The sequence below is a fragment of the Arthrobacter yangruifuii genome (assembly GCF_009192775.1).
In the GTDB taxonomy this organism is placed as follows: Bacteria; Actinomycetota; Actinomycetes; order Actinomycetales; family Micrococcaceae; genus Arthrobacter_B; species Arthrobacter_B yangruifuii.
On sequence record NZ_VTFX01000005.1, the window covers coordinates 1 to 20,218 of the forward strand.

General features: G+C 63.9%; 20 protein-coding genes, 1 tRNA gene and 1 rRNA gene. 12 read left to right on the plus strand and 10 right to left on the minus strand.

Features of this window, described 5'->3' with window-relative positions; genetic code table 11:
- The 3 genes from rrf to GD627_RS10960 form a co-directional block, all read left to right on the plus strand.
- A 5S ribosomal RNA gene (gene rrf, locus GD627_RS10950) occupies positions 1 to 91 on the plus strand; the annotation flags it as partial.
- A gap of 152 nt (positions 92 to 243) precedes the next feature.
- Positions 244 to 741 carry an SRPBCC family protein gene (locus GD627_RS10955; protein WP_152272538.1) on the plus strand — a complete coding sequence of 166 codons (498 nt, stop codon included), beginning with the start codon at positions 244 to 246 and terminating at the stop codon, positions 739 to 741.
- A 3-nt stretch (positions 742 to 744) separates the two neighbouring features.
- The gene (locus GD627_RS10960; protein ID WP_152272539.1) at positions 745 to 2,142 is read left to right on the plus strand and encodes an FAD-binding oxidoreductase; all 1,398 of its coding nucleotides are present in this window, start codon (positions 745 to 747) and stop codon (positions 2,140 to 2,142) included.
- A 15-nt stretch (positions 2,143 to 2,157) separates the two neighbouring features.
- Here GD627_RS10960 and GD627_RS10965 read toward each other — a convergent pair whose 3' ends face one another.
- Positions 2,158 to 3,873 carry a glycoside hydrolase family 13 protein gene (locus GD627_RS10965; protein WP_152272540.1) on the minus strand — a complete coding sequence of 572 codons (1,716 nt, stop codon included), beginning with the start codon at positions 3,871 to 3,873 and terminating at the stop codon, positions 2,158 to 2,160.
- Positions 3,874 to 4,130: 257 nt separating this feature from the next.
- Between GD627_RS10965 and GD627_RS10970 the strand changes: the two genes are divergently transcribed.
- The gene (locus GD627_RS10970; protein WP_152272541.1) at positions 4,131 to 4,733 is read left to right on the plus strand and encodes a hypothetical protein; all 603 of its coding nucleotides are present in this window, start codon (positions 4,131 to 4,133) and stop codon (positions 4,731 to 4,733) included.
- A gap of 33 nt (positions 4,734 to 4,766) precedes the next feature.
- Here the strand turns inward: GD627_RS10970 and GD627_RS10975 are convergent, their stop codons facing one another.
- The 4 genes from GD627_RS10975 to GD627_RS10990 all read right to left on the minus strand — a co-directional run bounded on the left by GD627_RS10975 (position 4,767) and on the right by GD627_RS10990 (position 9,761).
- On the minus strand, positions 4,767 to 6,128 hold the full coding sequence (locus tag GD627_RS10975; RefSeq protein ID WP_152272542.1) for a DUF4032 domain-containing protein: 1,362 nt from the start codon (positions 6,126 to 6,128) through the stop codon (positions 4,767 to 4,769).
- Between the two features lie 104 nt (positions 6,129 to 6,232).
- Positions 6,233 to 7,321: an ABC transporter ATP-binding protein gene (locus GD627_RS10980; protein ID WP_146363084.1), complete on the minus strand. Its 1,089-nt coding sequence runs from the start codon at positions 7,319 to 7,321 to the stop codon at positions 6,233 to 6,235.
- Positions 7,322 to 7,482: 161 nt separating this feature from the next.
- Complete coding sequence (gene otsB, locus GD627_RS10985) at positions 7,483 to 8,265, minus strand: trehalose-phosphatase (protein WP_246165451.1); 783 nt, start codon at positions 8,263 to 8,265, stop codon at positions 7,483 to 7,485.
- Positions 8,265 to 9,761: an alpha,alpha-trehalose-phosphate synthase (UDP-forming) gene (locus GD627_RS10990; protein ID WP_152272544.1), complete on the minus strand. Its 1,497-nt coding sequence runs from the start codon at positions 9,759 to 9,761 to the stop codon at positions 8,265 to 8,267. Before GD627_RS10990 ends, otsB begins: the two co-directional genes overlap by 1 nt.
- Positions 9,762 to 9,931: 170 nt before the next feature.
- On the opposite strand from GD627_RS10990, the gene GD627_RS10995 reads away from it, so the two are divergent.
- The 4 genes from GD627_RS10995 to GD627_RS11010 all read left to right on the plus strand — a co-directional run bounded on the left by GD627_RS10995 (position 9,932) and on the right by GD627_RS11010 (position 12,494).
- Positions 9,932 to 10,801, plus strand: a complete 870-nt coding sequence (locus tag GD627_RS10995) for a DsbA family protein (RefSeq protein WP_186764313.1) — start codon at positions 9,932 to 9,934, stop codon at positions 10,799 to 10,801.
- Positions 10,802 to 10,954: 153 nt separating this feature from the next.
- Positions 10,955 to 11,028 (plus strand) — tRNA-Thr (locus GD627_RS11000).
- A gap of 342 nt (positions 11,029 to 11,370) precedes the next feature.
- On the plus strand, positions 11,371 to 11,775 hold the full coding sequence (locus GD627_RS11005; protein WP_194266035.1) for a hypothetical protein: 405 nt from the start codon (positions 11,371 to 11,373) through the stop codon (positions 11,773 to 11,775).
- Positions 11,776 to 11,852: 77 nt separating this feature from the next.
- Entirely contained in the window at positions 11,853 to 12,494 is a 642-nt protein-coding gene (locus tag GD627_RS11010; RefSeq protein ID WP_152272546.1) for an AmiS/UreI family transporter, read from the plus strand.
- On the opposite strand, the gene GD627_RS11015 is transcribed toward GD627_RS11010, so the two are convergent.
- The gene (locus tag GD627_RS11015; protein WP_152272547.1) at positions 12,474 to 12,890 is read right to left on the minus strand and encodes a MarR family transcriptional regulator; all 417 of its coding nucleotides are present in this window, start codon (positions 12,888 to 12,890) and stop codon (positions 12,474 to 12,476) included. The two genes, GD627_RS11010 and GD627_RS11015, sit on opposite strands and share 21 nt — an antisense overlap.
- Positions 12,891 to 13,031: 141 nt before the next feature.
- Between GD627_RS11015 and GD627_RS11020 the strand changes: the two genes are divergently transcribed.
- Complete coding sequence (locus GD627_RS11020; protein WP_152272548.1) at positions 13,032 to 14,057, plus strand: substrate-binding domain-containing protein; 1,026 nt, start codon at positions 13,032 to 13,034, stop codon at positions 14,055 to 14,057.
- On the opposite strand, the gene GD627_RS11025 is transcribed toward GD627_RS11020, so the two are convergent.
- Both GD627_RS11025 and GD627_RS11030 read right to left on the minus strand, forming a co-directional pair.
- Positions 14,052 to 15,188: an AAA family ATPase gene (locus GD627_RS11025; RefSeq protein ID WP_246165452.1), complete on the minus strand. Its 1,137-nt coding sequence runs from the start codon at positions 15,186 to 15,188 to the stop codon at positions 14,052 to 14,054. The two genes, GD627_RS11020 and GD627_RS11025, sit on opposite strands and share 6 nt — an antisense overlap.
- Before the next feature lie 65 nt (positions 15,189 to 15,253).
- The gene (locus tag GD627_RS11030; RefSeq protein ID WP_152272549.1) at positions 15,254 to 16,291 is read right to left on the minus strand and encodes an aliphatic amidase; all 1,038 of its coding nucleotides are present in this window, start codon (positions 16,289 to 16,291) and stop codon (positions 15,254 to 15,256) included.
- A 307-nt stretch (positions 16,292 to 16,598) separates the two neighbouring features.
- On the opposite strand from GD627_RS11030, the gene GD627_RS11035 reads away from it, so the two are divergent.
- The gene (locus tag GD627_RS11035; RefSeq protein WP_146363074.1) at positions 16,599 to 17,423 is read left to right on the plus strand and encodes a histidine phosphatase family protein; all 825 of its coding nucleotides are present in this window, start codon (positions 16,599 to 16,601) and stop codon (positions 17,421 to 17,423) included.
- Between the two features lie 34 nt (positions 17,424 to 17,457).
- On the plus strand, positions 17,458 to 17,832 hold the full coding sequence (locus GD627_RS11040) for a DUF4259 domain-containing protein (RefSeq protein WP_152272550.1): 375 nt from the start codon (positions 17,458 to 17,460) through the stop codon (positions 17,830 to 17,832).
- Here the strand turns inward: GD627_RS11040 and GD627_RS11045 are convergent.
- Entirely contained in the window at positions 17,829 to 18,281 is a 453-nt protein-coding gene (locus GD627_RS11045; RefSeq protein WP_194266036.1) for a hypothetical protein, read from the minus strand. The genes GD627_RS11040 and GD627_RS11045 overlap by 4 nt on opposite strands.
- 222 nt (positions 18,282 to 18,503) lie before the next feature.
- Positions 18,504 to 19,469 carry a DUF5692 family protein gene (locus tag GD627_RS11050; RefSeq protein ID WP_246165453.1) on the minus strand — a complete coding sequence of 322 codons (966 nt, stop codon included), beginning with the start codon at positions 19,467 to 19,469 and terminating at the stop codon, positions 18,504 to 18,506.
- A gap of 132 nt (positions 19,470 to 19,601) precedes the next feature.
- Here GD627_RS11050 and GD627_RS11055 point away from each other — a divergent pair, with 132 nt between their 5' ends.
- Positions 19,602 to 20,213 (plus strand): TetR-like C-terminal domain-containing protein, encoded by a 612-nt coding sequence (locus GD627_RS11055; protein ID WP_152272553.1) that lies wholly within the window; start codon positions 19,602 to 19,604, stop codon positions 20,211 to 20,213.
- Positions 20,214 to 20,218: the final 5 nt, after the last annotated feature.

Genomic DNA, 20,218 nt, shown 5'->3' on the forward strand with positions numbered 1-20,218 from the left:
GCCCGGTCCCATTCCGAACCCGGAAGCTAAGACCCACAGCGCCGATGGTACTGCATCCGGGAGGATGTGGGAGAGTAGGTCACCGCCGGACAATTTTTGTTGAGAGGGTCAGGCCCCGCACCATGTGCGGGGCCTGACCTGTTTAACCCACAGGATGTGCCTGTACCGGTGTCGGTGCGGGCCTTTCCTGTTTAACCAGGCCGGCAGCCCGCTCTCTTCGGGCAGGCCGGTAGGCTGGGAATCATGAGTGCTTCCCTGTTTTCCCATGCCGCAGCTCCGGATCCGGATGAGGGGACGCCTGGTGCCGGCGCGTCCGTTCCCGACGTGGTGGCCACCCGTCAGGTTCCCCGCGATCCCGAGGAAGCGTTCAACGGCTTCACCGACTACCTGCACCTTTGGTGGCCGGAGGACCTGACGGATTTCGGGGAGGGAACGCACGCCGAGTTTGAGGGCGGGGTACTTACCGAGACCGGTCCCGATGGCGAAATGGCGGTATGGGCAACGGTGCGCACCCGGGAGCCGAACACGTTGCTGGAGCTGGAATGGGTGGCCGGGCAGGACCCGCGGTTCCCCACCGAGGTCCGGGTGGATTTCGCTCCTGCAGCAGACGGCTCCACCCTGGTCACCCTGCGCCACTCGGGCTTGGACCGGCTCGCGGACGCGGCACGCGAATATGACCGGCTCCAGAGCGAATGGGAGCAGATCCTGGAGCGCTACGCGCGCTTTATGGGCGCTCGGTAGCCCATGTCCGTGAACGCGGGGCACAGCCTGACTCTCACCGGCCCGGACCGGCTGGTGGAAACGGCACCGGAGGTCCTGGCTGCCTTTGCCGCAGACCGAGGTCCCGTGCTGGACTACGCGGAGCCGTTGGCGGTGGTTTGGCCCACAAGCGTCCGCGGTGTCCAGGAGGTGATGCGCTGGGCGTCGGCGACGGGTACCGCCGTGGTGCCCCGCGGAGCCGGTACCGGAGTGTCGGGCGGTGCCCATGCGACGGGCGGCTGCATCGTCCTCTGTCTGGACCGAATGAACCGCATTCTTGAACTCAATGCGCAGGACGAGATCGCCGTCGTCGAACCCGGGGTGATCAACGCCGATCTCAATGCGGCGGCGGCGCCCCACGGGTTAATGTATGCCCCGGACCCGGCCAGCTACCGGATCTCCACCATCGGCGGGAACGTGGCCACCAATGCCGGAGGACTTCGCTGTGCGAAGTACGGGGTGACACGCGACTCCGTCCTGGCGCTGGAGGTGGTCCTGGCCGACGGCTCGCTGATCAGCACCGGACATCGCACCTTCAAGGGGGTAGCGGGCTACGACCTCACCGGCCTGTTCACCGGCTCCGAAGGCACCTTGGGAATTATCGTCAGTATCACCGTGCGGCTGCGGTACCTGCCCGTGGCCGTGCGGACCATTGCGGCCTTCTTTCCCGATTTTCCGACGGCGGCTGCCGGGGTCCTGGCGGTCGGCGCAGCACGAGTCCAACCGGCCATCATGGAGTTGCTGGACGGGGCCACGCTCGACGCGCTGGACGGCACCCACGGAAGCAACCTCCGGACCCGCGGCAACGCCCTGCTGCTCATCCAGACGGACGGGTTCGGGGCCGACGCCGAGGCCGGCGTCGTGCGCCGGGTGCTGGCTGGCTTGGGGGGAACAGTGAGTACGGAAGGCTCGGCGGAAGCCGGCAGGCTGGTGGAGCTGCGCCGGCACAGCCGTGGCGACGCAACGGCCCACGAGTTCCGGGTGGGGGAGGACGTTGCCGTTCCACGCTCTGCGCTGGTGCGCTACGTTGCCGAGCTTGAACGGATGGCCGAACGGCACCGGGTTCGCCTCAGGGTGGTTGCCCATGCCGGAGACGGCAACCTGCATCCCACCTTCTGGGTGCAGGCTGCCGACGACGGCGCCCGAAAGCGCCTGGATGCCGCCCTGGATGAGTCCATCACCGTGGCACTGTCCCTGGGCGGAACCATCACGGGCGAACACGGCATCGGGCAGTTCAAGCTGCGCTGGCTGCCGCAGGAACAGCGGGCAGAGGTGCTCGAGCTGCAGCGGAGGGTGAAAGCCGTGTTCGATCCCGGCGGCATCCTGAACCCCGGGAAGGCCATTCCCGGCGGTGGACCCGCTAATCCAGCCGGACCCCGCTAATTCAGCCGGACCCCGCTAATCCAGCCGGAGCCAGACCGTACGGTTGGGCCGCAGCCGGCTGCCCTCAAGGGCATCTGCCGCACTGCCCAGCAGGAGCGGGAGATCGGGCAGCTGCACCGGCGCTTCGCCCATGTTGATGGCCACGAGCACACCGCCGTTGACAAAGGCGACCAGCCCCTCGTCGTCGTGCTCCGGCCACCATGCCAATGAACCGTCGCCCAGACGGAGCTCCCGGCGGAGGGCGAGGGCGTTGCGGTAGAGGTTCAGGGTGGAGTCGGGATTACGGCGCTCAATGTCGCGGGAGTGCTTCCCCCAGATCGGCGGCTGCGGAAGCCAGCTCTCGCCCGTCGAGCTGAAGCCGTAGCTGGGCAGGTTCGCTTTCCACGGCAGGGGAACCCGGTTTCCGTCACGGCCCACCCGGACGCCTGCGGTGCGGTGGAACGTGGGGTCCTGGCGGAACTCATCCGGGAGCAGTGTGTGGTCCGGGAGGCCTAGCTCCTCGCCCTGGTAAAGATAAACACCGCCGGGCAGGGCCAGCATCAGCAGGGTTGCGGCGCGGCCCCGGACGAGGCCGAGTTCGAGGTTGGGCTGTTCGTCCTGCGGCCCCAGCCCGTCCCCGCTCCGGGGCCCGGCGCCCGTCAGGCCGAAACGGCTGGTGTGCCGGACGACGTCGTGATTGGACAGGACCCAGGTGGTCGGAGCCCCCACTCTGTCGAACGCACGCAGGGAAGACTCAATGACCTTCCGCAGGGCCGGCGCGTCCCAGGGATGGTGCAGGTAGGCGAAGTTGAAGGTCTGGTGCATCTCGTCCGGGCGGACCCAGTCGCTCAGGCGCTCCACCGGGTCGATGGTGGCTTCGGCACAGAGCACCCGTTCACCGTCATAGGAGTCCAGGATTTTCCGCCAGGACCGGTAGATGTCATGAATGCCCGGCTGGCCGAACATGGGTGCTTCAACCCCGGGATAGCCCTCGGAGGAGGATCCGTCGGCACGGCCGCCCCAGTCCGGAAGACCGGATTTCTTGATCAGCGCGTGGGCAACGTCCACCCGGAACCCGCCGACGCCCCGGTCCAGCCAGAACCGAAGGATTTTTTCGAATTCGGCGTGCACGGCGGGGCAGTCCCAGTTGAAGTCCGGCTGGGACGTATCGAACAGGTGCAGGTACCACTGCCCGGGAGTACCGTCGGGTTCGGTGATCCGGGTCCAGGCCGGGCCGCCGAAGTGGGACTGCCAGTTGTTCGGCGGATTCTCTCCATGCTCACCGGTGCCGTCCCGGAAAATAAACATGTCCCTGGCCGGGGAACCGGCCGGGGAGGCCAGGGCCTCCTGGAAGAGGCGGTGCTGGTCGGAGCAGTGGTTGGGAACCAGATCCACGATGACGCGGATCTTATGGCGGGAAGCCTGGGCAATCAGCGCATCGAAGTCGTCCAGATCGCCGAAGAGGGGATCAACGGAGCAGTAATCGGCGACGTCGTAGCCGGCATCCTTCTGCGGAGAGCGGTAAAACGGGGAGAGCCAGACGGCGTCGATCTCGAGATCGGCGAGGGCAGGTATTTCCGCGGTAATGCCCTGCAGATCTCCGACGCCGTCGCCGCGCAGATCACGGAACGAGCGGGGGTAGATCTGGTAAATCACCGAAGACCGCCACCAGTCGCGGCGGGCCGACGGTTCATGGACGGGGATCACACGCAGGTGGGCCCGTCCGGAAACGGTAGCCAAGTCTTCGACCATTCGGAGCGTCTTTCCTTCCACAGATCTATCGAACCTACACTTCCATTTAACGGCTCCAGCCCCTGCCCGGATGACAACTGCAGCGGAGATCACAGGAGATCCTGGACACGCCCTGAAAGGCAGGCGAGGGGTTTTCCACGCTTATGGCACCGGCAGCCGGGCTTGTATAGGATTGGTGTACGTCACATTGGCGTTGCGCGGTTGATCGATCACTCGTCCCGGCCGTGCTAACCATTTTTCTTCAGGGGGATATTCGCGTGTCAGAGAACCGACCAGAGTGGCAGCCAGGGGCAGACCCTGCCGGCAACGACAAGACTTCTTCGGACAGCGGCCAGTACGGGTCCGCTCCCGCCTCCGGCACCCCAGAGGAACAGGAGACCACCGCGTACCCCTCCTACGGGCAGCAGCAGGACAGCCAGCCTGAGGCTAACCCCTACAGCCAGCCTGAGGCTAACCCCTACAGCCAGCCCGAGGCTAACCCTTACGGGCAGCAGCAGGACAGCCAGCCCGAGGCTAACCCCTACGGGCAGCAGGCCGCCTATCCGGGTTACGGCCAGGACGCATCGGCCTACAGCCAGCCGGCGGGTTACCCCGCCTACGGCCAGGACGGCTACCCCCAGCCGCAGGTGAACCCCGGGCAGGCCATGGGCATTGCCGGCCTTATCACGTCCTTCTTTATCTCCGTGGTGGGCCTGGTCCTGAGCATTATCGGCCTGAACCAGTCCCGCAAAGCAGGGATGGGCAACGTCCCGGCCGTAGCCGGCATTATCATCGGCGGGCTGGGGACCCTCGTCGGGGTGGTTTTCTTCATCTTCATCATGATCGCGATCATGAGCAGCAGCAGTAGCTACAGCTACTGACCGCTTCCGCGCCCCATCCGAGGAGCTCCGGCCTTAGGCCGGGGCTCCTCCTGCGTCCAGGATGTTCATGGTCCGGGTATCGGTGCTGAGCAGGATCGCAGCTTCGTCGCGCCGGTGGCGAAGGATGTTGTCCATGTAGGACTGCACTGCCTCGGCCATGGGCACGTTGTGGTTGGCCTTCTCGGACATATACCAGCGGTGCTCGAGGACCTCGTGCACCACTTCGGCAGCCTCCAGCTTGCTGCCCAGATCCCGGGGCACGGCCTTGACGATGGGTTCGAAGACCTGGGTCACCCATAGATGCGCGCTGAGCTCTTCATCGAGTTCCGGATGGTTGGTCACCCGGTATGAATCGAGGTCATTGAGCAGCCGCCTGGCCTGGTTCTCCTGGGCATCGATTCCGGTCAGGCGCAGCAGCCTGCGCTGATGGTGCCCGGCGTCGACGACCTTGGGCTGCAACTGGACCTGCGTCCCGTCTGGGGTGGTGCTGATACTGAGTTCGTCGACGTCGAACCCCAGGTCATTCAGGCGGCGGATACGCGCGTCCACGCGCCAGCGGTCCGCCATGCCGAAGGACTCCTGCTCGGTCAGCTCCGCCCACAGCCGGCGGTAGCTGTCCATGATCCGTTCGCTGGTGGACAGGGGGTCCACGGATTCCTCCACCAGACCGCCCTCGGCCAGATCCATCAATTCACCGGCAATGTTGACCCGGGCGATCTCCAGATCGTACTCGCGCTGGCCGTTGGACAGCTCGGGGTAAAGCTCTCCGGTCTCCGCGTCCACGAGGTAGGCGGCGAATGCGCCGGCATCCCGCCGGAAGAGGGTGTTGGACAGGGAGACGTCACCCCAGTAGAAACCGGCGAGATGAAGGCGGACCAGCAAAAGCGCCTGGGCGTCGATCAGGCGGGTCAGGGTGACTTCACGCAGGGTCTGGGAGAAGACGGCGCGGTAAGGCAGAGAGAACCGCAGGTGCCGGGTGACCAGCACCGGCTGCAGTTCTTCCCCCGAGGGGTCCGTGCGGCCGGTAATCACCGCCACCGGAGCCACTGCGGGAACATTCAGGCGACGGAGTTTGCGCAGCATGTGGTATTCCTGCCGCGCTACGTGTTCGCTGGTTTCCTTGATGGCTATGAGCGAATTGTTCAGCCGGGCAAAGCGGACCACATGGCGGGAAATGCCGCGGGGGAGGGCGGCCAGGTTCTCCTTGGGCCAGTCCTCGAGCGGGATGTGCCAGGGCAGGTCCAGCAGGGCCGGATCCATGGAGGCAGCCGTGATGTTCAGCGACCCCAGCGTGTTGATCCGGTTGGTGGAGGAACGGGTGGTCCGGGGCAGCTTACCCGTCTGCTCCCAGTCCGTGGGTTCGTTCTGCCAGTTGGCAGGTAAGGCGTCTGTCATAGGCGAAAACCCTTACATCTCAGGCATGCATTAAGCGAAAAAGCGGTGGCTCCCCACCTTTAAAGTCTAGTTGAGCCGGGGAGCCACCACATTTGCGGTTTGGATCAGGCCTGTTCTGCCAGCCGTTCCCCGCTGGAGGTGTCGAACAGGTGGACGTGGCCCTTCTGCGGGCGGACGTGGAGGGTGTCGCCCTTCAGCGGCGGGCGCCGGCCGTCCACACGGACCACCATGTCGTGGTCTTTGCCGTCGATGGTGCTGTGGCCGTAAACGTAGGCGTCTGCTCCCAGTTCTTCAACCACATCCACCTCGACGCGCAGGCCCTCGCCTTCAGGGACGGTTTCCAAGTCCTCGGGACGGACACCCAGCGTGACGGTATTGCCCGCTGCAGCGCCCAGCACAGCGCTTTCCACCGGGTACACCGCTCCGCCGAAGGCGACGCCGCCGTCCACCACCGGCAGCTCCAGCAGGTTCATGGCCGGGGAACCGATGAAGCCGGCCACAAACACGTTCCGGGGGTGGTCGTAGAGGTTCCGCGGGGTGTCGACCTGCTGCAGGACCCCGTCCTTCAGCACGGCCACGCGGTCACCCATGGTCATGGCCTCGACCTGGTCATGGGTGACGTAGACCGTGGTGACGCCGAGGCGGCGGGTCAGGGAGGCAATCTGGGTGCGGGTCTGCACGCGCAGCTTGGCATCCAGGTTGGAAAGCGGCTCATCCATCAGGAAGACCTGCGGGTTGCGGACAATTGCCCGGCCCATGGCAACGCGCTGGCGCTGACCGCCGGAGAGTGCCTTCGGCTTCCGGTCCAGGAAGTCCTCGAGGTCCAGCAGTTTCGCGGCCTCACGGACGCGCTCCATGCGCTCTTCCTTGCCGATGCCGGCGATCTTGAGGGCGAAGCCCATGTTGTCCGCCACGGACATGTGCGGGTACAGCGCATAGTTCTGGAAAACCATAGCGATGTCGCGGTCCTTGGGCGGAACGTCAGTGACGTCACGGTCACCGATGAGGATCCGCCCGGAGTCGACGTCTTCGAGGCCTGCGAGCATCCGCAGCGAGGTGGATTTTCCACAGCCCGAGGGGCCGACGAGAACCAGGAATTCGCCGTCGGCGATTTCGAGGCTGAGGTTGTCTACTGCGGGGCGTTCCGTCCCCGGGTAGAGGCGAGTTGCCTGGTCAAACGTTACCGTTGCCATGGTATTTCCCTTCACGGGCAGGTACGTGCCCGACGATCCGTTGTGAATGGAGAGCTATTGAGTTGGGTTGCGTACCGCGGCACATCTATCGCATGTGACGCGGCTCACGGGGACAGTATTGCACACGTTTCCCGGTGCAGACGCGGGCCCGGCGCCCCGGGTTAACCGATGACGGCGGCGGTGCGCAGCCGTGCAAGTTCGGCCAGCACCGCGGTGAACGCTTCGGGGGATTCCACCCGATAGTCCGCGGCAGTGGTTCCTTCGCCGACCTTGATGCCGACGTCACCCGGTGCAAGGGCTTCGAAGCCACGTTCATCGGTGACATCATCTCCGGCGAAGAGCACGGCGGTGGCGCCGGTCAGCCCGCGCAGGGCGCGGATGCCCTCACCCTTGTTGGTGGAAATCACGGAGGCTTCCAGGACGGACTTGCCGTCGGTGACGTGCACGCCGTCGAGCTGGCCGAGTTCCCGGCGCGCATCCTCCGTCGCAGCGGCGGCCACCGGTCCCGTCACGCTCCGGGTGTGCAACACGACGCCGGCGGGCTTGTCCTCCAGCCGGCATCCCGGGTGCCGGGCAACCACGGATTCCACCGCAGCGCGGGCGCGTGCCAGCAGCTCGGCCTGTTCTGCGGTCAGCTGCAGCGGCTCCTGGTTGGGGCCCGTCCAGGTCTCGGCGCCGTGGCTGCCGATCAGCAGAGTTTCGGGTTCCGGGGAGGCAACGGTGCGCAGGCTGTCCAGCGCGCGTCCGGAAATGAACGCGGTGACCGTCTCCGGCAGGGCGGCAAGGGCGCGGACAGCGGCTGCCGATCCGTCCAGCGGACGGGCATCCTCGGCATGCTCCACGAGCGGGGAGAGTACGCCGTCAAAGTCCAGCGCCACCAAAAGCCGTCCGGTGCCCGCCAGGGACTCCAGTGCGGCCTGCAGTTCGGCGTCCAGCGCACCCATCACTGTTCCCTTTCCCGGTCCGGATCCTGGTTCTGGCTTTGATCCCGGTCCTGATCCTGGTCGAGGGCCTCCAGGAAGTTCCGGGACCAGCGCTCGACGTCGTTCTGCAGCACCTGCCGGCGCATTAGGCGCATCCGTCGGCTGGCTTCCCGTGCTGGCATGTTGATGGCCGTGAGGATGGCGGCCTTCAAGCCGTCAATGTCATGCGGGTTGACCAGTACGGCCTGGCGCAGCTGGTCCGCCGCGCCGGTGAATTCGGAGAGCACCAGAGTGCCGGTGTTGCCGGTGCGGGCGGCCACATATTCCTTCGCGACCAAGTTCATGCCGTCCCGCAGTGCGGTGACGAGCATGACGTCCGCCGCAAGGTAGAGCGCCACCATTTCCTCCACGGGGTAGCTGTGGTGCAGGTAGCGCAGGGCAGTGTTGGAAATGGTGTCATAGGTGCCGCTGATGCGTCCCACGGTGCCTTCCACTTCCTCGCGCAGCAGCCGGTACTGTTCCACGCGCTCGCGGGAGGGACTGGCAACCTGGATCATGGCGGCGTTTTCCACCGTGATCCGGCCGTCTTCCAGCAGTTCTCCGTAGGCCTTGAGCCGGTGGCTGATGCCCTTGGTGTAATCCAGCCGGTCCACGCCCAGCAGCACGGTGTCCGGGTTGCCCAGTTCGCGGCGGATCTGCTTGGAACGCTCAATCACGTCCTCGCGCTGCGCCAGTTCTGCGATCTGGGCGGCGTCGATGGAAATGGGGAACGCCTCGGCCCGGGAAACATAGGACAGGCCGTCTTCGGTCGTGACGTTTACCTGCTGCTGGCGGATGGTGTATCCGGCGAAACGGCGCACGCAGCGCAGGAAGTTGCTGGCGTCCGAGGGGCGCTGGAACCCGATCAGGTCCGCGCCGAGGAGCCCTTCGATAATGTTCCGGCGCCACGGCAGCTGGGCGAAGATCTCCAGCGGCGGGAAGGGAATGTGGTTGAAGAAGCCGATCTTCAGGTCGGGGCGGGCCTGACGCAGCAGCTGGGGGACCAGCTGCAGCTGGTAATCCTGCACCCAGACAGTGGCGCCCTTCGCGGCGACCGAGGCGGCGGCGTCGGCAAACCGGCGGTTGACGGTGCGGTAGGCATCCCACCAGGTGCGGTGGAACTCCGGGGTGGCGATGACGTCGTGGTAAAGCGGCCACAGCGTCGTGTTGGAGAAGCCCTCGTAATAGAGTTCAACCTCGTCGGTGCTCAGCGGCACCGGCTTGAGGTGCATGTTGTCGTGGTCGAACGGCTCCAGCTCCTCGTCCGGGGATCCGGGCCAGCCCACCCACGCGCCGTCGGCTTTGCCCATCACGGGAGCCAGCGCCGTGACCAGCCCGCCCGGGGACCTGCGCCAGGTGTCGCCGTCGGCTCCGCTGATCCTGTCAACAGGAAGCCGGTTGGATACGACGATGAAATCAAAATCGCCGTAGTTGCCTGAAGCTTCGTCCTTGGAACTCGGCTCCGCGTCAGCGTTCACGAATGGTACCCCTTTGTTGGTTGGCCGTATATTGCCACTCTAGCGAAGCGGTGAAACTTTGTACCGTCCCCGGGCGGCGGTCTGACGGCGGCGGACGCCGTTCCGCCTACACTGGTGATGAGCCGAACGGCCCCGTCACACGTGGCCCGCGTTGAGAGACATGAGGAATGATGACTGACCGGAATCCCAAGCCCACTAAGGCGGAGCGCACTGCCGCTGCCCGCGAGCAGGCACGCGCAATGCGTCAAGCCCAGCAGAAGAAGGACCGGCGCAACCGTCTCCTGGTGATCTGGGGTGTGGTGGTTGCCATTGTTGCGCTCATCGCGATCGTGGCCGTGATTGTGTTCAGCAGCATGAACCGGAATGTGGCCAGTACCGGACCGTCGCCGGCCAATGCCAACCAGTACGGCGGCTTTACGCTGACGTCCACCAGCGCGCTGGAGCCCACTGAAAGCTTCGACATCGACACCGAGACGCTGCCCCCCGCCCCGGAGGAGGCTGCGGAGGAGACCCCGGTTCCGCCGGGTGTTGTCGCAGCGGAGAAGGGCCAGCCCATTCCGATAGTGGAATATGTGGACATCAACTGCGTGCACTGCGCGGACTTTGCAGCGCAGTTCGATGACCAGATTGCCCAGTGGCTGGATGCCGGGGAAATCACCTATGAGTACCGCACGGTGGCGTTCCTGGACCGAAACTCGCCCACCAACTACTCCTCCCGCGGCGCCAACGCGGCCGCGTGCGTCGCAGCGGAAAGCCCCGAGTCCTACTGGGACTTCATGAAGGCCATCTTCGCCCAGCACGCCTCCGGTGAAGTCAAAAACGCCGGACTGGTGGACATGGCCAAGTCCGCGGGCGCCGACACCGACGGCATTGAAGACTGCATCGACGACGATACCTACCGCCCGTTCGTGAAGTATGCGGACCAGCTGGCCCGCGTGGACGGCATTAGCGGCACCCCGACGGCCTACGTCAACGGCGCCGAAGCGGACCTGAACACCTTCGCGGAGACCGTCCAGAGCGCGATCGACGCGAACAAGTAAGTCCCGCTTGGCCCTGAGCCCGTGCCCCGTGGAACAGTTCAGTTTCACGGGGGCGGGCGCTCTGGGCTAATCTTGTCTAGCGCTGTTTGTTCGAACCTGTTTCTTCAGGCGGACGACGGCGGCGTTGCGGGTCTGGTTTTTCCCAGGCCCCGCGCCCCCTTAGCTCAGTTGGCCAGAGCACCTGTCTTGTAAACAGGGGGTCGCCGGTTCGAATCCGGCAGGGGGCTCCGACAAACCCCTTCTGATCAGGCGAAACGTCCGATCGGGAGGGGTTTTTCTATGGCCTGTCGAAGCCAGGACCCAGACCCCCGAACACGGACCGGATGGCCTTCATGGGCGTTTCCGCTTTATGAGGCGATCAGAAGCAGCCCACACGAGGACGATAACCAGGGCTGTGATGAGCAGCTGCATGAGACTTATCGTTCCGCCAAGGACGACAGCATGAACAAAGACTGCAATCAGGAACAATATTGGCGGGCCAATTCGATTGAGTAATTTGCGATCCAATATCCTGCCTCGATTCCGGTCGGCGGATGGAGCTCTGTGGCCACTTATCCTAGCTCTGCGCGATGAACCAAAGCGGCCGACGGACTGGCGGCGCCGGCCGCAGCTGTATGCCGATAGAGTGTCGGCGGGAGCAATACCGCGGCATTTGCGCACAGCGCACGGTTCTGCAAACTCAGCTTCCGCGCTCCAGTTACGACCTGACGGTCCTCGTCTCCCTGACTGACCACGGCAACGCCGAGGGCGTGCTCAAGGGGCTGCTGAAAGTGGACATCACGTTCGTGGAGAACCCGACTCCGGGCGGAGGACATCCGCCGTTCCTGATTGATTCGATCAAGAACGATCTGGTGGATGCGAACGCAGATCTGGCGACCAACTTCCCGGAGCTGGCTTTCGCCGGGGGAGAGCCAGCCCCGTCCCAAGCGTTCCCAAGGTCCGGGGGAATCGATGATGCACGGGCGTTGACGTGATGTCGTAGCCTCGGTAGTTTCTGTATGAGATATTTTCAAATGAAACTAATGGGGCCGAGGCTCCTCGGAGGTGAACCATGAGTGCAGTGGGACTGTTCTATGTCGGTGCCGTGCTCTTCATAAATGGGTTGATGCTGCTCGGGCGCATCTCCGCCAAAAGCGCCGGGATCTTCAACATTCTCGTCGGGGCGCTGCAATGCATAATGCCGCTGATGATTCTCGCCCAGTCCGGCGGGGATCCTGCCACGCTGCACGCGACGTTCACGATCCTGCTCTTCGGCTTCACCTATCTTTATGTCGGTATCACTAATCTGTCGGGGATTTCCGGTGAGGGCATTGGGTGGTTTTCCCTCTTCGTGGTGATGGCAGCCATTTATGCCGCCATCGACTCGTTCTTCGCGGGCGACCTCACCTTTGGTGTGATCTGGCTCGCTTGGGGTGTCCTCTGGGCGATGTTCTTCACGCTTCTTGCCCTAGAGAAAACCGCCTGGACTCCCTTCGCCGGATGGCTGGTAACACTGTGGGCGATTCCCACGACATCCCTTCCGGCGGTGCTCCTGATGCGCGATGCCTGGGTGCCCGGGGGTGCGGGAGCAGCGGGGCTGTCCGCGCTGCTGGGTGTGCTGGCTGTCGCAGCCTGGATCTTGGCGAAGCGAACTTCCATGCCTTCCGGTGCCGCAGGCGGTGCAGTGCAGGAGCTAGCGGGCCAGCCCGTTTAGCATCCGGAGGATCTGCTCGGCAGTCTCGGTGCTGCCAGCCAGATCCTGTTCGAGGGCTGTCATCTGCGGTGCCAGTTTGGCGTAGACGGCCCAGCCTCTTTTGGACGGGCTCACCAGTACGCGTCGACGGTCACCGGGGTCGACCTCGCGAAACATGAGGGCCGAGGTTACCAGTTTGTCCACCGCCCGTGTGAGACTGGGGCCGGTTAAGCCGACGGCCTCAACGATCTCGTGCATGGCCACCGGGGTGTTGGATTTTGCCACGAAGTCAAGAACCGACCACTGGTCCGCAGTGAGCCCCTCGGCTGAAGACAGAGCGTGGGCGCGCTCGTGAACGCGCCGCGTGGCCGCTCCGAGAGCCGCGGCCAAGCCGACATCCGCTGTTGTCACCGACATTCCGACGACTCCTGTCCACCACAATTAACTTCCAAACTGAATCTTTACATGTGGAAGCAATCTATGGCAACGTGAGGGGCGCACACCTCTGACCGGAAGGGTGACTGGATGTCGAGTCAACCGTTGAACTGGCGTGTCGGTATGGTTGTTCCGTTGGAGGGAAGCGCGGGCATCTTCGGCCCCTCGTGCCAAGCAGTGGCCGAGCTGGCTGCTGCGGAGTTCAACAAAGAGGACGGCGTCCTGGGCAGGCAGGTTGAGCTCGAGTTCATTGACGCCGGCCAGGCTCCCCGGGAGGTGGCCGCACAGGTGGCTGCTTTGGCGGACGAGGGCCGTCTCGATGCTGTGACGGGATGGCATATCTCATCGGTGCGCAATGCCCTGGTACCTGCGATCGCTGGAAGGCTTCCTTACGTCTACACCTCCCTCTACGAAGGCGGAGAGCGCCGCCCGGGTGTTTACTGCAGTGGCGAGGTGCCGAACTTCCAGATCATTCCGGCACTGGCTTGGATGGCGTGCCAGCTGGGCAGGAGGCGTTGGTTCGTGGTGGGTCACGACTACGTCTGGCCGCGGCAGACTGCGGCGGTGCTAACCCAAGCATGTGCCGGGCTGGGGATCGAAATTGTCGGAGAGGCCTTTGTGCCCATGGACGCCGGCCGGGTGAACATGCTCGTGAACGAGGTGGCCAAATCCTCCTGCGACGGGGTGCTGATGCTCCTTGTGGGACAGGAAGCGGTTTTATTCAACAGGCTCTTTGCCGAACTTGGTCTGAGTGAGCGGATGGTGCGCTACAGCCCTTTGATGGAGGAGAACATGGTCATGGGGAGCGGCCCCGAAGCCACGGACGATCTCTATGTATCAGCGGGGTTCTTCCGCACCCTCGTCACGGCCGGGTCCTTCGACCTGCAGTCCCGGTACGCAGCCTTCCACGGTGTGGGAGCTCCACCGCTGAACAATGTGGCCGAGTCCTGTTATGAAGGTATGCACACCCTGGTCCACCTAGCGCGGCTGGCCTGCTCGCCCTTGGTCCAGGATATGAATCGCGTTATCGGAGAGCTGGGCTATGACGGCCCCCGGGGCACGGTGCAGTTCCACGGTAACCAGGCCACCCACCCGGTCTATCTCGCCCGGGCGGATGGCTTGGACTTCGAGATCATCGAGCAGTTATGACTCGACGGGAATGACAGCCACGGCACCGTCGCCGACTTCGGCGAGCAGCTGCACAGACTCTCCGGTGGCTCCCCGTAGGCCGAGGGCAGCTCGGGCGACGGGGGTGGCCAACTGGTCGCGCACCAGGCGCTTGATGCTGCGGGCTCCGTAGGTTTGGTCGAACCCCTGCCCGGCGATGAAGGCCGCCACCGCAGGGTCTACGGCCAAATCGATGCCACGCAGTGCACACCGCCGCGCCAGGTCTGAGATCTCCAGGCGGACCACTCCTACGGCATCCCGGCCGGTCAATGAATTGAACACGACGATCTCGTCAATTCGGTTGATGAACTCGGGCTCGAAGAATCCTTCCAGGGCCTTACGGACCACCATTCCCTCGTTGGCGAGGGAGACTCGCCGGTACACCGTGGACTCCGACACACCTATGCCGCGGGCCGTCTTATCGAGAATGCCGCGTACCCGGCTGCGACTGCGGGCCAGCAGCTCAGCCGATCCCAGATTGGAGGTCATAAATACATAGGAGTTTCGGAAGTTGATTGTTTCCTGCCCGTTTGCGAGCTTGAGCAGCCCGTTGTCCAAGACGTGGAGCATGGCCCGGTGCACGGAACGGTGTGCCTTCTCCACCTCGTCGAAAAGAGCGATTCCCGGGGTGTAGGGGTCTCCGGCGATTTTCGAGCGGTCGAAAAGCGAGAAGCTCTCCTTCGCCCCGGCGTATCCGGGAGGGGCACCGGTCAGGGAAGCCATGTAGTGCTCCTGGGAGAGCGAACTCATGTCGATGCGTGAGAGGTCGTCAGGATCCGAGCGCAGGATTCCAGCAACCTGGCGCACTAGCTCGGTCTTGCCGACTCCGGTCGGACCCAGCAGCAGGACGTTAGCCAACGGGCGGTCGCGATCGTTGAGGCCGGCCCGGCCGATGGCCACTGAGCGGACGACAGCCTCAATGGCTTGATTCTGGCCCATGATCCGGTGGCGCAGGCGGCGACGAATGGTGTCCAAATCGGCTCCGTCGTCGACCGCCGGAAGACTCTCGGGTGGACCGCTGGGGTCGATGGGCCGGCTCCCGTCCTCCTGGAGCATCTTCTTCAGGTCTTGCTGCTGCTTGATTTCATTAAGTCGGTCGTTGATGAATGGCATGGCGCGCTCCAAAAAGGTAGGGGCGCCAGACCTCGGTCCGGCGCCCCTACCGTCGTAGTACGGTGCTAAACGGTCATTTCTTTCTTGGAGGGAAGCGACCCGACTTGGCACTCGGCGACGCCGATAGTGTCTCGAGTGATGGCCTCGACGGCTTCCTGGGCCTTCTGGGCGTCTGTGACCCACAGCTTGTAGAAGTCGAAGGGGCACTCTGCCACGCCCTTGTCGCCGTCCCCGGCCGCGTGAATCCCCGTGTACCCGCGGTGCAGGAGCTTGAAGAGGTGGTTCTGGGACTGATCGTTCTCCCGGGCGTCGCGGATTGCCGAGACGGAGAGCTGGGCATACTGGATGCCGTACTCCTCTTCTCCCGTCTCGCCGAGTGTCCGGCCGTCGAAGCCGATGATGGCACTGTGGCCAAAGTAGGAGTACACGCCATCGAAACCGGCAGCATTGGCCACGGCAACGTAGCAATTGTTTGCCCAGGCCATGGCCTTGGACATCAGCACCTGCTGGTCCTTGGCCGGGTACATGTACCCCTGGCAGCGGACGATCAGCTCCGCGCCCTTCATCGCGCAGTCGCGCCAAATCTCGGGGTAGTTGCCGTCGTCACAGATGATCAGTGAGACCTTCATGCCCTTGGGTCCCTCGGTCACATACGTGGTGTCCCCGGGGTACCAGCCCTCGATCGGGTTCCAAGGCAGAACCTTGCGGTACTTCTGGACAATGTCGCCCTGGTTGTTCATCAGAATCAGGGTGTTGTATGGCGGTTTCTTCGGGTGGTCCTCGTGGCGCTCACCGGTGATTGAGAAGATCCCCCAGGTGTCGGCCTCCCGGCAGGCGGCGGCAAAGATGTCTGTCTCATCGCCCGGAATCGTGGACGCCGTTTCGAACATCTCATCGTTGTCGTACATGATGCCTTGGGTTGAATACTCGGGAAAAACAACCAGGTCCATCCCCGGTAGTCCCTGCTTCATTCCCACGACCATGTCTGCAATTTTCCGAGCGTTCTCCAGCACCTCGGCCTTGGTGTGAAGCCGTGGCATTTTGTAGTTGACGACAGCCACGCCCACGGTGTCGGGGCTGGAAGAGATATCACCATGACGCATCGGAAACTCCTTCGTTCAAAGTGGAATACTTTCATTTGAAAGTGTCTAGGGGTCTGAACCCCCTGTCAACCCCTCTCCGCGTTCATGACATCTCACGCGTGCCGCCGCCCAGATCGTCTTGCCCACCATCATCAACGCGCAGACTGGAAGCCGCCGAAGATTCCAGGATGAGGGCATGCCGGTGAACGAGCGGTCACCCGGACCATGGGCGTCGTCCTTCAGCGGCTGACACGCACAGGCGGCAGGGAGGCGCCGCCGTCGTATCTAAAATGAACAGCAGAACCTGCCCACGTTGAAGGAGTCTCACATGGTCATGCCCCGGAATCTGTTCCTCGTCCGCCACGGACAGAGTGAAGCTAACGTGATGCAGCGGGCGGCCAAGGCGGGGGACCCCAGCCTGTACAACGAAGAGACGATGACCGTCCCGGACAGGTCCTGGCGGCTCACGGACCTCGGGGTACAGCAGGCCAAGGTGGCCGGAGCCTGGATTGCCGAACAGAATATCGAGTTCGACCGTGCCATGGTCTCCGTGTACACCCGGACCCGTGAGACTGCCGCGCATCTGGGATTGGATGTGCGCTGGGAGGAGAACCGCGTGATCCGTGAACGGTCCTGGGGCGAGATCGGGTCCATGTCGAAGCAGGACTTTGCGCGCAAGTACTCGCAGAACGCCGCGTACCGGGACAGTGATCCGCTGTACTGGGCTCCGCCGGCAGGCGAATCCATTGCGAATGTTGCCGAGAACCGGGTACGGAATATCCTGAGCACCCTGCACCGCGAAAACGCCCGGGACAACGTTCTGCTGGTTACCCATGGGGAATTCATGTGGGCTACGCGGCTGGTCCTGGAGCGCTGGAGTGACGAGGAATTCCTGGAACGGGAGGCCGACAGGGAGCAGATGATCCACAACTGCACCGTCCTGCAGTACACGAGCACCGATCCGAGTGACCGGAACAATGTCCGGGAGAAGCTCAACTGGGTCCGCCGCTGCTGGCCGGTGCAGGTAGACGGCGAGTGGACCATGTTCGTGGGCGAGTGGGAAGCCTTTGACCGGAAGCGCTTCACCGGGGAGGAGCTTCTGGTGCGGGCCGAAGCAAACCGGCATTTCCTGGAGGGATCATTCGGCAGCTGAGCGGGTCTTGCGGTGCATCTGCAATACTCAGGACATGGGTGCATGGGGGACAGGCATTTTCGCCAACGACACAGCCGCGGATGTCCGTGATGAATACTTCGAATACCTCGAGGACGAGGTGCCGGATGAGGAGGCGACACGTCGCCTTATCGACTCATTCGCTTACCTTCTGCGGGAGGACAACGCGGCCGAGCTGTGGGTGCCGCTTGCGGCGGCGCAGTTCCAGGTGGGTCGGCTCGACGGCCAGGTAAAGGCCGCCGCGCTCGCCGCCATTGATGAGGGCAGCGGCCTTGACCTGTGGGAAGAAGCGGGCCCGGACGAGCTGGCCGAACGGGTGGCAGCTCTCCAGGAACTGCGGGGCCAGCTCACCGGGCCGCAGCCGGCACGGAAAACCTTCCCTACGCCCTAATCAGTCGTGTTTCGCCGGTGCTGGTCCATCGCCTTGAAATAGGCACGTGAGGGTGCCCAGTACAAAAGCACCGTGGCTGCGACCAGGGTCAGGATGGCGCCCCAGCTCAGAAGGTTCGTCCCGGTAAGGAAAGTCAGCACCGAGACCGCGGTGTAGGCGGTAAGCAGGATCCGGGCCCAATGATGGCCCTTGCGGATAAATCCGGCTGCCACAGACGTGACAGCGAAGCAGATGCACAGCATCACCGGCCAGACCGCACCCTCGCCGGCATTGAGAAGGATGATTCTGGTGAGAATACCCAGTGCGGTCAGGATCAAAGCGCCCAGCAGGAGGCCGAAGGACGAATCGACCTGCTTCGGCCGTATCGGCGTTCCGCCCGCCACTGCCGGGACCTGGCCTGCTTCGGCACGGCCATTGTAAGGATTGAAGTGGCTGGTGCCGGGCGGCACGTGTTTGGACATGTTTCCCCCATGAGAGCCTGCTGACGATTTGGCGGTTTGCCGTGATGCCCGACAGCATAGTCCGACGTTGGAGAAAGACCGCCGAACCGGCGACGGGCTTGGGTCAGCGCTCCGTTTCCACCAGCGCTCGGTGCAGGGGGCTCCGAGCGCGAAACCCCTCCCGACCAGACCAAAGGTCCGATCAGGAGGGGTTTTCTCATGCCCTGAAGGTCAGACGGTGACCGGCCGGCCTTTGGGCTCCGGCAGGACAGCCGGGGTCTCGGCGGGCAGGTTAGCGTCACGCACCTCCCGGTACGGGCGCAGGTGGGTGTACAGCTCATCGCGCAGCGGGTTGCGGTGCCGCTGGACGATGGTGAACAGCTGGTAGACCGCGACGGCGATGTTGGCCGCCAGCGAGATGGCCGACACGACGAACAGCGCGGTCGGGTTGTGCGAGGACTCCACGGCGAACGGTGACGTGCTCACGAACGTGGGGACCGCCATCGTGAACATCATCCACAGCGCGAGGGTGTGGGCGCGGTGCTGTAGCCACGCACCCTTCTTGAGGAAGAACGCGGGGATGGTGCAGGAGATGAGCAGTGCCGCACCGGCGTAGAACGCGTGGTCACCGACGCAGTTGTAGACGTAGGCGAAGTTCCACAGGTCGTATGCGATGATCCAGAACCACATCATGTCGGGCCAGATCATGTCCTTCGACTTGTCGCGGGACACGATGATGCCAGTCCAGCCACAGATGGTGAGCAGGTTCAGGATGCCGGCGATGGCGTTCATGTAGTTCCAGGGACCGCCGACCATAAAGACGCCGTCGTGCATGCCCTGCAGTCCGGCCACCTCGAAGTCCCGGATGACGGCCTCGGCAATATTAATCGCCAGGATCAGCGCGGGGAACATCAACATCCAGCGGTTCTTTGCCAAACGGGGAACATACCGGATGAGCATAAAACCCAGGCACCCGAGGAGTGCCGAGTACACCTTCACCCAGTGGAACCACGTGCCTGTGGACGATCCGTCTCCTGCCGTGGTCGGCCACACGAACACGGTCAGGAGGATGGGCAGCGCCACAAAGAAGGCCAGACCGGCCCATTTCCACCGTCGCGTCACCTCGTTGAGTGCGATGAGGGCAACCAGGACGACGCCGAACATCGCCCAGGAGTACCAGGGAATTGATTCGAACAAGAACAACTTGGACCTCTCCGTTTCGGGCCCGCGGCATGCGTGCCTTCTTATTCGAAGGTAAAAAAACCGCGCTGTGCCGTCATTAGACAGTTGAAGCGATGTGTCCAAAAACGCCCGGTGCTACCGTCAGGCATGACCGATGAGGGCATCAACGCGCAGAGGGGTGCGAGGGCGCGAGCAGCTCTGGCGGCCGCGCTCAAAGCCCGGCTGCGCACCGAGCCGCTCGACAAGGTGATGGTTACCGAACTGACGCGGGACTGCGGACTGACGCGACAGGCGTTTTATTACCATTTCCCCGATGTGCGCCAGCTCGCCGTCTGGGTGTTCGAGACCGAGGTTGCCCAACAGGTCCGCGCATTCGCGTCCGAGGTGGGATGGGCCGACGGGCTGGTGCGACTGATGCTATATCTGCGCGAGAACCGCTCATCGACGCTGGGGGTGCTCAACGGGCTGGGCCAGCCCGGGTTGGAGCGGTTCCTGTTTCGGCAGATGCGGCCCGTTACCGAGGCCGTGATGGACCGCGACGGCGGCGGGCCGGCACGCCAGCAGGACCGCGTGCTGGTGGCTGACTTCTACACCTCGGCCGTGCTCGCCGTCGTGCTCCGATGGGTCGCGGACGGCATGGTCGAACACCCCTACCGTGTGGTCGGGGATCTCGAGATCATGTTGCACGGCGCCGTGCGGGAGTCGGTGCGCAGGTTGGACGCACGTGCTGCGCCGCAGGGCACGAAGAAGCCGCGGTGAACGTT

Bases quoted from the DNA above. Each gene is read 5' to 3' on its own strand.
- GD627_RS10955 (WP_152272538.1), top strand. From the start codon at position 244: ATGAGTGCTTCCCTGTTTTCCCATGCCGCAGCTCCGGATCCGGATGAG.
- GD627_RS10960 (WP_152272539.1), top strand. From the start codon at position 745: ATGTCCGTGAACGCGGGGCACAGCCTGACTCTCACCGGCCCGGACCGG.
- GD627_RS10965 (WP_152272540.1), bottom strand. From the start codon at position 3,873: ATGGTCGAAGACTTGGCTACCGTTTCCGGACGGGCCCACCTGCGTGTG.
- GD627_RS10975 (WP_152272542.1), bottom strand. From the start codon at position 6,128: ATGACAGACGCCTTACCTGCCAACTGGCAGAACGAACCCACGGACTGG.
- GD627_RS10980 (WP_146363084.1), bottom strand. From the start codon at position 7,321: ATGGCAACGGTAACGTTTGACCAGGCAACTCGCCTCTACCCGGGGACG.
- otsB (WP_246165451.1), bottom strand. From the start codon at position 8,265: ATGGGTGCGCTGGACGCCGAACTGCAGGCCGCACTGGAGTCCCTGGCG.
- GD627_RS10995 (WP_186764313.1), top strand. From the start codon at position 9,932: ATGACTGACCGGAATCCCAAGCCCACTAAGGCGGAGCGCACTGCCGCT.
- GD627_RS11005 (WP_194266035.1), top strand. From the start codon at position 11,371: ATGAACCAAAGCGGCCGACGGACTGGCGGCGCCGGCCGCAGCTGTATG.
- GD627_RS11010 (WP_152272546.1), top strand. From the start codon at position 11,853: ATGAGTGCAGTGGGACTGTTCTATGTCGGTGCCGTGCTCTTCATAAAT.
- GD627_RS11015 (WP_152272547.1), bottom strand. From the start codon at position 12,890: ATGTCGGTGACAACAGCGGATGTCGGCTTGGCCGCGGCTCTCGGAGCG.
- GD627_RS11020 (WP_152272548.1), top strand. From the start codon at position 13,032: ATGGTTGTTCCGTTGGAGGGAAGCGCGGGCATCTTCGGCCCCTCGTGC.
- GD627_RS11025 (WP_246165452.1), bottom strand. From the start codon at position 15,188: ATGCCATTCATCAACGACCGACTTAATGAAATCAAGCAGCAGCAAGAC.
- GD627_RS11030 (WP_152272549.1), bottom strand. From the start codon at position 16,291: ATGCGTCATGGTGATATCTCTTCCAGCCCCGACACCGTGGGCGTGGCT.
- GD627_RS11035 (WP_146363074.1), top strand. From the start codon at position 16,599: ATGGTCATGCCCCGGAATCTGTTCCTCGTCCGCCACGGACAGAGTGAA.
- GD627_RS11040 (WP_152272550.1), top strand. From the start codon at position 17,458: ATGGGTGCATGGGGGACAGGCATTTTCGCCAACGACACAGCCGCGGAT.
- GD627_RS11055 (WP_152272553.1), top strand. From the start codon at position 19,602: ATGACCGATGAGGGCATCAACGCGCAGAGGGGTGCGAGGGCGCGAGCA.